This is a genomic window from Kitasatospora sp. NPDC054795 (assembly GCF_053611565.1).
In genome coordinates, this window is the sequence record NZ_JBSHAP010000091.1 from 20060 (window position 1) to 32288 (window position 12229).

A 12229-nucleotide genomic window follows, 5' to 3' on the forward strand; every position below is an offset into this window, starting at 1 on the left:
CGCGCCCCCGGCATCGGGCGTCACGCCCGGTCGATCGACTTCCCGTCGGAATCATCGGAACCGTCGGAGCCTTCGGGAGACCCCGCCGAGCCCGTGGAAGACCCTTCGGAAGACCCCACCGAGCCCGCCGAGCCCGCCGAGCCCTCTGAGGCCGCCTCCCGCGGGACCCCCGCCGCCCGGTACGCCGCCTCCTCGTCCAGCGTCTCCGCCTCCAGCAGCGCCGCCGCCAGCGCGTCCAGCCGGTGCCGCTGCTCGTTCAGGATCCGCACCGCGTCGCCGTAGCACTCGGAGACGATCCGCCGGGCCTCCTCGTCCACCGCGTCCAGGGTGGTCGGCGCGGCGGAGAGCCCGTACGCACCCTGCGGGTCGGAGGGCACCGCGGTGAGCCGCCCGACCCGCTCGCTCATCCCCCAGCGCCCGGCCATCCCGCGGGCGATGTTGGTGACCTGCTCCAGGTCGCTCTCCGCGCCGGTGGTGATCACCCCGTAGACCACCTGCTCGGCCGCCATGCCGCCGAGCGCGCCGATGATCCGGCCGCGCAGGTAGGGCTCGGTGTACGAGTAGCGGTCGTTCTCCGGGGTGGAGAGGGTGACGCCGAGCGCCCGGCCGCGCGGCACGATGGTGATCTTGCGAACCGGGTCCGCTCCGGGCTGGAGCATGCCCAGCAGCGCGTGCCCGCTCTCGTGGTACGCCGTCCGCTCGCGCTCCTCCTGCGGCATCACCAGCGGCCGCACCGCCCCGAGCTGGACCTTCTCCAGGGCGTCCGAGAGGTCCCGCTCGTTGACGGCGTCCTGTTCGCGCTTGACGGCCAGCAGCGCGGCCTCGTTGACCAGGTTGGCGAGTTCGGCCCCGGTCATCCCTGGCGTGACCTTGGCCAGCTGGTTGAGGTCGGTGCCGCCGGCCAGCGGGACGCTGCGGCTGTGGATGCGCAGGATCGCGGCACGGCCCTCCCGGTCGGGCGGGCTGACGGTGATCCGCCGGTCGAAGCGGCCGGGGCGCAGCAGCGCCGGGTCGAGCACGTCCGCCCGGTTGGTCGCGGCGATCACGATGACGCCCTCGGAGCCGGTGAAGCCGTCCATCTCGGTGAGGATCTGGTTGAGGGTCTGCTCGCGCTCGTCGTGCCCGCCCATGCCGCCGCCGGCGCCGCGCTGGCGGCCGATGGTGTCGATCTCGTCGATGAAGATGATCGCGGGGGCGACCTTGCGGGCCTCGGCGAACAGCTCGCGGACCCGGCTGGCGCCGACGCCGACGATCATCTCGATGAACTCGGAGGCGGAGGCGGAGAAGAACGGCACGTTCGCCTCGCCGGCCACGGCCCGGGCGAGCAGGGTCTTGCCGGTTCCGGGCGGGCCGCTCAGCAGCACGCCGCGCGGCATCTTGGCACCGAGCCGGCGGTACCGCTCGGGGTTCTTCAAGTAGTCGACGACCTCGGTGAGTTCGGCCTCGACCTCGTCGATGCCGGCCACGTCGGCGAAGGTGGTGCGCTTGCCCTCCTCGGCCATGACCGGCTTGGGCGGGGCCTTGCGGCCGAGCGGTCCGCCACCGAGTCCGCCGGCCATCCGGCGGGCGAGCAGCACCCAGATGAAGATCAGCAGCAGCATCGGGGCGAGCGAGAGCAGCAGGTTGGTGAGGAAGCTGCGCTGCTGGACGGGCGAGGTGGCGGTGACCTCGACGCCCTGCTGCTGCAGGGTGGCCCAGAGGTTGTCGCCCGCGAAGGAGGGCCGCTGGGTGTCGAACTCGGTGTAGTCGCCCTTGCCGCCGTCCGGCTTGGGCTGGGCGGTCTTGAGGGTGCCCTCGATCGCGTCGCCCTTGGCGTAGATCTTGGTGATGTTGCCCTTGCTCAGCTGGTTGTTGAACTCGGTGTACGAAATCGTGGTGGCGCCGGCGGGGCCGAAGAAGGACAGCAGCAGGTCCGAGATCAGGAACACCACGAGGGCGGTGAGGGCGAGGCCCACCCAGCCGCCGGGCATCCGGCGCTTGGGCGGCGGGGGCGGGGCACCCTCCGAACGCCAGGGCTGTTCGGGGGTCTGACGTGGCGGCACGGGTTCGGTCACCCATCGGACAATACGGACAGCTGCTCGGACGAGCCAATCGCAACGCCGCGCCCGGACCGCCGTACGCCCGCGCCAACCCCTCCCACCAGCGGCTATGCCGTTGCGCCCGGCCACTCCTCGGCGGTCAGGGCGAACCGCTCGTGGTCGCGCCAGTCGCCCTGGAGGAACAGCATCCGCGGGGAGAAGCCCTCGTGCCGGAAGCCCAGCCGCTTGGCCATCGCGACCGAGCGCTCGTTGTCCGGCTGGACGTTGATCTCCAGCCGGTGCAGCCCCAGCCCGTCGGCCGACTGCGGGGCGAAGCAGCGGTCCACGACCAGCCGCATGCCCTCGGTCATCCGGCCGGTGCCGTTGAACGGGAGGTAGGAGTCGTAGCCCAGCGTGGCGTTGCAGAAGCGGCTCATCACGATGTTGGCGACGTTCACCTTGCCGACCAGTCCGCCGGTCTCCCGGTCGAGGATCAGGAAGGTGCGCAGCCCGGAGCCCTGGCGTTTCAGCAGGTCGGGCAGTCCGTCCGGCTCGACCGGGTTCCACCGTCCGATGTGCTCGGCGGACCGCCGGACCGCCTCGGCGTACGCGGCCGTGTCGTCGGCCCTCGGGGCCCTGATCATCACTCGCATGCCCCCATCATCGGACACGCGATCGGCCCGCCGCCCGGAAACACCGGGCGACGGGCCGACCAGAATCGATCAGGACCGACCGCCGTTGATCAACGGATGACCAAAGGCGGCGGCACGTCCAAGGACTACAGCATGTCCTTGAACTCCTTGGGCAGCTCGAAGTCGGCCGGGCCCTTGCCCGCGCCGAGACCGAACGCACCGCCGTCCGCCGGACCCTGGCCGGCACCCGGGCCGAGCGCGCGGCGCTCGGCGGCCGCGGCCTCGTCCTGCGCCCGCTTCAGCGGGTTGCCGCTCTTGCGCTTGCCCTTGGCCTGCGGGGCCTTCTTGGCGGACTTCTTCCCGCCGCCGCCCATGCCGGGGATCCCCGGCATGCCGGGCATGCCCTTGCCGGAGGCCATCGCGGACATCATCTTGCGGGCGTCGAAGAACCGCTCGACCAGGTTCTTCACCTCGCCGACCTGGACGCCCGAACCCTTGGCGATGCGGGCCCGGCGGGAGCCGTTGATCAGCTCCGGCTCGGCGCGCTCGGCCGGGGTCATCGACTTGATGATCGCGCCGACCCGGTTGACGTCCTTGTCGTCGATGTTGTTGATCTGGTCCCGGATCTGGCCCATGCCGGGCAGCATGCCGAGCAGCTTGGAGATCGAGCCCATCTTCTGGACCTGCTCCAGCTGGGACAGGAAGTCGTCCAGGGTGAACTGCTTCGGGCCGCCGCGCAGCTTGGCGGCGATCTTCTCCGCCTCGGCCTGCGAGAAGGTCTGCTCGGCCTTCTCGATCAGCGAGAGGACGTCACCCATGCCGAGGATGCGCGAGGCCATCCGGTCCGGGTGGAAGGCGTCGAAGTCGTCGACCTTCTCGCCGTTGGAGGCGAACATGATCTGCCGGCCGGTGACGTGCGCGACCGACAGGGCGGCACCGCCGCGGGCGTCGCCGTCGAGCTTGGAGAGCACCACACCGGTGAAGTCGACGCCGTCGAGGAAGGCCTGGGCGGTGGTGACCGCGTCCTGGCCGATCATCGCGTCGACGACGAACAGGACCTCGTCCGGGTTCACCGCGGCACGGATGTCGGCGGCCTGCTGCATCAGCTCGGCGTCGATGCCCAGGCGGCCGGCGGTGTCGACGACGACGACGTCGTACTGCTTCTGCTTGGCGTACTCGATCGAGTCCTTGGCCACCTGCACCGGGTCGCCGACGCCGTTGCCCGGCTGCGGGCCGTAGAAGGCCACGCCGGCGCGCTCGGCGACCACCTGGAGCTGGTTGACCGCGTTGGGGCGCTGGAGGTCGCAGGCGACCAGCAGCGGGGTGTGCTTCTGCGTCTTCAGCCAGTGGCCGAGCTTGCCCGCGAGGGTGGTCTTACCGGCGCCCTGGAGACCGGCCAGCATGATCACCGTCGGGCCGCTCTTGGCGAACCGCACCCGGCGGGTCTCGCCACCGAGGATCGCGATGAGCTCCTCGTTGACGATCTTGATGATCTGCTGCGCCGGGTTCAGCGCGCCGGAGACCTCGGCACCGAGGGCCCGCTCCTTGACCTGCTTGATGAAGGCCCGGACGACCGGCAGCGCGACGTCCGCCTCCAGCAGCGCGATGCGGATCTCGCGGGCGGTGGCGTCGATGTCCGCCTCGCTCAGGCGGCCCTTGCCCCGGAGGTTCTTGAACGTCGCTGCGAGGCGATCGGAAAGGGTGTCGAACACGTCGTCGCGGGTCCTCTGCGGCATCGGTATCAGTACGGTCGTCGCCCCCCAGGGTATCCGGCCGCCCCGGGTGAGGTCTCCACCCCCGGTCGGAACTCCTGCCCGTACCCGTGGCCGCACCCCTGCCCGCGTCCTTCCGCGAGCCCGGTCGGCCCGGCCCCGACCGGCCCGACCGGCCCGGACCGGGCCCGGCGCTCAGCCCAGCGCGGCCCGGACCGCCGCCGCCACCTCGCCGGCCCGCCCGGCGGTCAGCGGCCGCCCCGCCTCGTCGGTCAGGTAGAACGAGTCGACGGCCTCCGCGCCCAGCGTGGACACGTGCGCGGTGCGCACCCGCACGCCCGCCGCGTCCAGCGCCCGGCCGATCCGGTGCAGCAGCCCGGGGGCGTCGTGGGCGCGGACCTCCAGCACGGTCGCGGTCGCCGAGGCCACCGCCGGCGCCACCGCGACCAGCGGCGGCGGGGTGGGGATGCCCCGGCGGCGCGGGGCGGCGGCGTCCCGCTCGGCGAGGCGGCGGGCGACGTCCAGCGAGCCGTCCAGTGCCCGGCGCAGGTCGGCCCGCAGCCGGGCCGCCTCCGGCAGCTCTCCGTACTCGGCCGCCACCCGCCAGGACAGCACCAGCACCGGCCCGGCGCCCACCGGGTCCAGCTCGCGCAGCCCGGCCGAACGGACGGCCAGCCGGTGCAGCGCGAGCACCCCGGCGGCGGTGCCGAGCAGTCCGGGACGGTCCGGGACCGCCAGGTTCAGCTCGACGCCCATCGGCTCGGCGCCCGGCTCCGCCCCCTCCGACCGGGCCCGCAGCGACAGCGCCGGCTGCCCGGTCCGGGCGGCCTCGACCGCCAGCCGCTCCTGCTCGGCGGTCGGCGCCGCCTCGACCGGCGGGACTCCCGCCCCGGCCAGCCGGTCCGCCACCCGGGCCACCAGCCCGTCCACCAGGGAAGCCCGCCAGCCGCTCCACGCGGCCGGCCCGGTGGCCAGCGCGTCCGCCTCGGTGAGCGCGTGCAGCAGCTCCAGCTCCGGCAGGGTGGTGACCGCCTTGGTGATCGCCTCGACGGTGGCCGGGTCGTCCGGATCGCGCCGGGTCGCGGTGTCCACCAGGGTCAGGTGGTGGCGGACCAGTACCGCCAGGGTCTCGGTGTCCTCGGGGCCGAAGCCCATCCGGGCGCCGAGGTCGCGGACGATCACCTCGCCGGCCGCGCTGTGGTCCCCCGGCCAGCCCTTGCCGATGTCGTGCAGCAGCGCGGCGACCAGCAGCAGGTCCGGCCGGGCCACCCGGCGGGTCATCGCGGCGGCCCGCACCGCGGTCTCCACCAGATGCCGGTCCACCGTCCAGCGGTGCACCGCGTTGCGCTGCGGACGGCAGCGCACCCGCTCCCAGTCCGGCAGCAGCCGGCGGACCAGCCCCTGCGCCTCCAGCGCCTCCCACACCGGGACGGCCGCCTCCCCCGCGCCCAGCAGGGTGACCAGCTGCTCGCGCGCCTCGTCCGGCCAGGGCACCGGCAGCGGGCGGCACTCGGCGGCCAGCCTGCGCACCGTGGCGTCCGAGACGGTCAGCCCGTTCTGCGCGGCGGCGGCCGCGGCGCGCAGCGGCAGCACCGGGTCGGCGGCGGGACGGGCGCCCCGGGCGAGCACCGCCTCGCCGTCCTGCTCGACCACGCCCTCGGCGAGCGGCCGCCGCTCGACCGCGCCCCGGGCCGCCGCTCCGGTGCCGCGTCCGGAGCCGACGAACGGGATGCCCGTCCGGCGCGACCGCCGGCCCCGGCCGGCGCGGGCCGCGAGCACCCGGTCCACCGCCCGCCAGGTGACGTCGCCGGCGTACGCGATGGTGCGGGCGGCCTCGTAGACCTGGCGCAGCAGGGTGTCGGCGTCCAGCACGCCGAGCCGCTCGGCGACCTGGTCCTGGTCCTGGAGGCTGAGCCGTTCGGTGGCCCGGCCGGTGACCAGGTGCAGGGAGTCGCGCACGTCGGCCAGCCGCTGTGCGGCGGCGTCCAGGCCGTCCCGGGGGGCGTCGGCCAGCCAGGTGGCGGCGATCGCGTCCAGCGCCACGACGTCGCGCAGGCCGCCGCGGGCCTCCTTGAGGTCGGGCTCCAGGAGGAAGGACAGCTCACCGTGCCGTTCGGCCCGCTCGCGGCCCAGCTCTCGCAGCTCCGGCAGGCGCGCGGGGGCGCTCGCGCGCCAGTCGGTGAGCACCGCGGCGCGCAGGGCGTCGGTGAGCGCCCGGTCCCCGGCGAGGTGACGGGCGTCCAGCAGGCCGAGCTGGACCTTGAGGTCGGCGGCGGCGACCGAGCGGGCCTGGGCGACGGTACGCACGGCGTGGTCGAGTTTGGCTCCCGAGTCCCAGACCGGGTACCAGATCCGCTCGGGCAGCTCCCGGGGGATCGGGCCGTCGTGCAGCAGCAGGACGTCCAGGTCGCTGCGCGGGGACAGCTCGCCCCGCCCGTACCCGCCGACCGCGACCAGGGCGACGCGGGGCGGGGCGCCGGCGGCCGCGAGCAGGCCGGCCAGCCAGTCGTCGGCGAGCCGGGCGAGCGCCCGGCGGCGGGGGCGGCCGCCAGGGCCGGGGCCGGCCAGCAGCGCGGCCCGGGCGGCGGCCCTGCCCGCGAGGTCGAAGGGGTCGGCGGGGTCGCGGGGGTCGCAGGGGTCGCCCGGGGCGACGGCGCCGGAGGGCTCGGAGGGGCTGGTCTCGGAGGTCATGCGCGTGGTCCCGTCCGTCGTGCTGCTGAGCCGTCGTGCTGGTGAACCGCTGTGCCGTGCGAACCGTCGTGTTGCGCGGGCCGCCGGGGCGTGCGGACCGCCGTGCCGCCGCCCCGACCCGCCGGGCGGGCCGTTCGGCCGGCCGGAGGACGCCGTTGCGCCGTCGGGCGGACCCGCGCACCCGGGGGTGGCAGGTCCGCCGTCCCGCGCGGGGCTACAGGGCGTCCGGGCCGCGCTCGCCGGTCCGGACCCTTACGGCGGTGTCGACCGGGATGCTCCACACCTTGCCGTCGCCGATCTTCCCGGTCCGGGCGGCCTTCACCAGGACGTCGATCAGGTCCTCGGCGTCCTCGTCCTCGACCAGGATCTCGATCCTGACCTTCGGCACCAGGTCCACGGTGTACTCGGCCCCCCGGTACACCTCGGTGTGGCCGCGCTGGCGGCCGTAGCCGCTGGCCTCGGTGACGGTCAGGCCGTGCACCCCGAAGGCCTGGAGGGCGGCCTTCACCTCGTCCAGTCGGTACGGCTTGATCACGGCGGTGATGAGCTTCATCGGGCGTCGACCTCGGTCTTCTTCTCGGCGGGCTTCTCTGCAGGAGCCGCGGCGGCGGACCGCTCGGCGACGGGCTCCGCGGCAACGGACCGCTCGGCGGCGGGCTTCGCGGCAGCGACGGCCAGGCCCGGCAGGGCCCGGGCCAGGCCCGCCCCCACGGCGCTGAAATCGTAGGCGGACTCGGCGTGTTCGGCCTGGTCGATGCCGGCCACCTCGACCTCCCCGGCGACCCGGAAGCCGACCAGCCGGTCGACCGCCTTGGCCAGCAGCCAGGACAGCACGAAGGAGTACGCCGCGACCACCGCCACGCCCATCGCCTGCTTGCCCAGCTGCCCGATCCCGCCCCCGTAGAACAGGCCCTTGACGCCCTGGCCGACCCCGCCGGTGGCGAACAGGCCGACCAGCAGCGAACCGATCGCCCCGCCGACCGCGTGCACGCCCACCACGTCGAGCGAGTCGTCGAAGCCCCAGCGGTACTTGAGCGAGACCGCGGCACAGCAGACCGCACCCGCCACCAGCCCGATCGCCACCGCGCCGAGCGGGCTCACCGACCCGCAGGCCGGGGTGATCGCGACCAGCCCGGCCACCGCGCCGGAGGCGGCACCCAGCGTGGTGAAGGCGCCGTGCTTGAACCTCTCGTAGACCAGCCAGCCGACCAGCGCCGCGCCGGTGGCGACCTGGGTGTTGACCATCGCCATCGCGGCGACGCCGTTGGCCGCGAGCGCCGAGCCCGCGTTGAAGCCGAACCAGCCGAACCAGAGCAGCCCGGAGCCGAGCATCACCAGCGGCAGGCTGTGCGGGCGCATCGGGTCCTTCTTGAAGCCGATCCGCTTGCCCAGCACCAGGCAGAGCGCGAGGCCGGCGACGCCCGCGTTGATGTGCACGGCCGTCCCGCCGGCGAAGTCGATCACGCCGTTGCGGTCGCCCAGCCAGCCGCCGTGGCCGCCGTCGAAGAAGAAGACCCAGTGCGCCACCGGGAAGTAGACGATGGTCACCCAGAGCGCGATGAACAGGCCCCAGGCCGCGAATCTCGCCCGGTCCGCGACGGCGCCGCTGATCAGCGCCGGGGTGATGACCGCGAACATCAGCTGGAAGAGGGCGAAGGCGGTGACCGGGATGGAGCCGGTCAGCTCGTTGAGGCCGAGGCCGCGCATCCCGAGGTGGTCCAGGTTGCCGATCAGCCCGGCGAAGGAGTCGGACCCGAAGCTGAGCGAGTAGCCGTACAGGACCCACAGCACGCTGACGATGCCGAGCGAGAGGAAGCTCATCGCCAGCATGTTCAGCGTGCTCTTGGCCCTGACCATGCCCCCGTAGAAGAAGGCCAGCCCAGGGGTCATCAGCATGACCAGGGCCGCACTGATGAGCACGAAGGCGGTGTCGCCCGCGCTGAAGCCGTCCGGCATCGGCGTCTCCTCTGCGTCCAGGCCGACCCGCGCCCGGGGACCCGTCCCGTGGTGCCACCCGGGGTGTCGGCGTTGAGGAGGAGCGTGCCGAAGGCTGGTTTCGGCCAGTGCGACCGGTTGTTTCACCGCCGTGACGTGTGCGACGCAGGGGTTACGGCTGCGTGAACCGCGGCCCCGCACCCCCGGAGTCCGGCCGCGCGCCGTGCCGTGCCACCGGGCGCCGGACAGACCACCGACCGTGACGGCGGCGGCCGCCACGGTCGGTGGAGCACCTCTCGGAAGGCCCTCGGCGGGGCCGGTCGGACCACCGACCGGCGGATCACCGACCGGCGGATCACCGACCGGTCAGACCACCGAGACGAACTCCGGGATGTCCTGGACCACCCGCTCCTTGAGCCGGCTCACCGCGTCCACGCCCTTGAAGCGGGCCGCCGCGGCCTCCGTGGTCTTGCGCACCCGGGAGTTCAGCCGCTCCGAGCGCACCTTGGTGGCGATGTCCACCGCCTGCTCGGCCATCACCGCGGCCTGCTCGGCCTCCCGCTGCAGCAGGTGGACGCTGGCCATGCCGATCAGGTTGAAGGCGTACGAGCGCACGTGGTCGGCGTCCTGGCGGAACAGGTCGACCGCGCGCTCCATCACCGGCGCGGACATCGAGGCGTAGAGCTGCGCGTTGTCCGAGTGGTACGCGAGGTCGCGGAAGGAGTGCGCGTTCTCGGCGTTCAGCTCGGCCGGCGAGAAGAACTTCAGCCAGTCCGGCTCCTGGTCCCCGTCCCGGATGTCGGTGAAGGTGTCCTCGGCCAGCCGGACCGCCCGGGCGCAGCGGTTGACCTCGCCGATGGTGGCGTAGGCGCGCGCCTCCATCGCGTACAGCAGGGACTGCTGGCGCGGGGTGGCGGTGTCGCGGCTGCCGTACTGGGCCAGGTGGATGAGTTCCAGGGCGTCCTCGCCCCGGTTGAGGTGGATCATCTGGCGGCTCATGTCGGTGAGGATCAGCGCGCCGAACGGGCGGTCGCCCGCTTCCTTGGCCGCGTGCAGGGCGAGCACGTAGTACTTCTGCGCGCTCGGGTGCATCCCGACGTCGTACGACATCCACCCGGCCAGGTGGGCGAGTTCGGCGGTGAGCCGGAACAGCCGCCTGGTGGTGTCCTCGCTGTACGTCTCCTGGAGCAGGTCGGTGACCTCGTGCAGTTGGCCGACGACGGCCTTGCGGCGCAGCCCGCCGCCGTTCTGCGCGTCCCACTGCCGGAACATGACCGTGGTCTGCTCCAGCAGTTCGAGCTCGGGCTCGGAGAGCCGGCCGGTGAACGCCTCGCCGCCGTTGGCCGCGGTGAGGATCGGGGTGGGGACGCCGGTCGGGCCGGGGGTGAGCCAGCGCTGCATCGGCTCGATCAGCGCGGCGCCCGCGGTGAGCGCCAGCGAGGTGCCGAGGAAGCCCCGGCGGTTGAGCATGAGGTCGCTGCGGGAGTAGTCGCTGATCAGCTGGACGGTCTGCGGGCCGCTCCACGGCAGGTCGACGCCGCCGCCCACGGTCGAGACCGGGATCGCGGCGCGCAGGCCGAGATCCTCGATCGAGACCACCGAGCCGAACCGCTCGGAGAAGAGTTCCGACATGATCTTGGGAATCGGCTCGCGGGGCTGTTCGCCGTCGAGCCAGCGGCGCACCCGCGAGGTGTCGGTGGACACGTGGTGGGCGCCGATCTGCCGGGCCCGGCGGTTGACCTGACGGGCCAACTCGCCCTTGGACCAGCCGCTGCGGGCGAACCACGTGGTCAGCTTCTCATTCGGTTGCTTCTCTGCCATGGGTAACGTCCCCATCCCGCCCGGCCCCTACCGGGGCCCCCGATCGTGACCGCCCGACGGTTGCGGGCTCTTGCCAGACGTGCCGTGCCTGAGGTGCTGCCGTGCCGCGGCGGCGCCGTACCGCAGCGCCCTCGCACTGGTGTGCCATCGTTGCGGACGATCCGTCAGATCCCCAACTCCCGCTCCTCGACGGCCCGGGACAGACTCCTCGACGACATCCGCGTGCTGAACGTAATGCCCCGCGAGGGGCCCGCGGGAGCGGCCCTGGCGAAACGCCACCTTTCGCCACCCCCAGGAGTGAACCGAAGCCCGGGGGCACACGCTTCACTTGGGGAGTCCCGACGGCTCGGCATATGCGGGCCGCCAAGTCCCCCGGCGCATCCCGGAGGACCCGGCGGACCTCGCAACCCACCGCAGCCACAGGCGAGTTCACCGTCCACTCGGGACGGCGACAGCCCCACGCACACGACGATCCGGCATCGGCGCCGCCCCCACAAGGCGGCGCCCGAGGCGCACCGGTGGAACAGGCGCACACCATGCGCTGCGCGCCGCCACTGCACTACGCACCACACGGCCGACAATCGACACACAGTCACCGTCCCGTAACCATCGGCAACGACAACCTGTTGGGGGAGGCATGGACAACCTGTTCGGCGAACTTCGACTGGGGCACCTGCGGCTGGCACCGCTGGGCGCGCGCCGCCGCACCAAGGTCACCGCGTCCCAGGCCGCCGCGGAGTACACCGGCCGCTGGGGCTGGGCGGTCGCCACCGGCGACCCGGTCACCGGTGCCCCGGTCACCGGCGCCACCGCCCCGACCCGCTGTCCCTGCGGCTCCCCCTGCTGCGCCGCGCCCGGCCGGCACTCCGCGCCCGGCCGCGGTGGCCGGGCCCGCGGCGCCCGCGCCGAGGGCTCGGTGCTGTTCCCCACCGGCCGCGCCTTCGACGTCCTGGACGTCCCCGAGCAGGCCGGGCTCCAGGCGCTGGTCCGGCTGGAGCGGATGGGCACCCAGGTGGGCCCGGTGCTCGCCGTCCCCACCGGCCGGCTCCAGTTCCTGGTCGCCGCCGGCACCGCCCGGCGCCTGCCCGACCTGCTGTACCGGATGGGCTGGGACGACGCCGCGCTCGACCTGGTCTGCCACGGCGAGGGCGACTACGTCGCCGCCCCGCCCACCGTCCTCGGCTCCCTCGGCCCGGTCCGCTGGCTGCGCCGCCCCACCCGCGACAACGCGGGCTGCCCCCCCGAGGCCCGGCTGCTGCTCGGCACCCTCGCCTACGCCTGCCACCGCAGCCGCGAGCGCACCGCCGAGCCGGCCTGGATGGCCTCCTGACCCGACCGGGCCCCGCCGGGCCGCCGCGCCGGGGCCCGCTCCCCGGGCAGCCGTCCGAGCGGCCACCGCGCCGGGGCCACCGCGCCGGAA

General features: G+C 74.0%; 8 protein-coding genes. 1 reads left to right on the top strand and 7 read right to left on the bottom strand.

The features are described from left to right. Positions 1-20: 20 nt before the first annotated feature. The 7 genes from ftsH to nsdA all read right to left on the bottom strand — a co-directional run bounded on the left by ftsH (position 21) and on the right by nsdA (position 10809). Positions 21-2054: an ATP-dependent zinc metalloprotease FtsH gene (gene ftsH, locus ACWGJO_RS28380; RefSeq protein ID WP_452188002.1), complete on the bottom strand. Its 2034-nt coding sequence runs from the start codon at positions 2052-2054 to the stop codon at positions 21-23. A 92-nt stretch (positions 2055-2146) separates the two neighbouring features. Then, positions 2147-2671, bottom strand: coding sequence for a GNAT family N-acetyltransferase (locus tag ACWGJO_RS28385; protein ID WP_359900590.1), 525 nt, complete (start codon positions 2669-2671; stop codon positions 2147-2149). A 125-nt stretch (positions 2672-2796) separates the two neighbouring features. Continuing rightward, positions 2797-4362, bottom strand: coding sequence for a signal recognition particle protein (ffh, locus tag ACWGJO_RS28390; RefSeq protein ID WP_380354239.1), 1566 nt, complete (start codon positions 4360-4362; stop codon positions 2797-2799). 195 nt (positions 4363-4557) lie between these two features. Then, positions 4558-7053, bottom strand: coding sequence for a [protein-PII] uridylyltransferase (locus ACWGJO_RS28395; protein WP_452188004.1), 2496 nt, complete (start codon positions 7051-7053; stop codon positions 4558-4560). A 214-nt stretch (positions 7054-7267) separates the two neighbouring features. Next, a complete protein-coding gene (locus tag ACWGJO_RS28400) occupies positions 7268-7606 on the bottom strand; it encodes a P-II family nitrogen regulator (RefSeq protein ID WP_387736626.1) in 339 nt (112 codons plus the stop codon). Beyond that, on the bottom strand, positions 7603-9009 hold the full coding sequence (locus ACWGJO_RS28405) for an ammonium transporter (RefSeq protein WP_452188006.1): 1407 nt from the start codon (positions 9007-9009) through the stop codon (positions 7603-7605). The genes ACWGJO_RS28400 and ACWGJO_RS28405 overlap by 4 nt, the downstream gene beginning before the upstream one ends. 345 nt (positions 9010-9354) lie before the next feature. Continuing rightward, positions 9355-10809, bottom strand: a complete 1455-nt coding sequence (nsdA, locus tag ACWGJO_RS28410; protein ID WP_380354225.1) for a transcriptional repressor NsdA — start codon at positions 10807-10809, stop codon at positions 9355-9357. A 637-nt stretch (positions 10810-11446) separates the two neighbouring features. Between nsdA and ACWGJO_RS28415 the strand changes: the two genes are divergently transcribed. Beyond that, positions 11447-12139, top strand: coding sequence for a bifunctional DNA primase/polymerase (locus tag ACWGJO_RS28415; protein ID WP_452188008.1), 693 nt, complete (start codon positions 11447-11449; stop codon positions 12137-12139). The last annotated feature ends 90 nt before the right edge of the window (positions 12140-12229 follow it).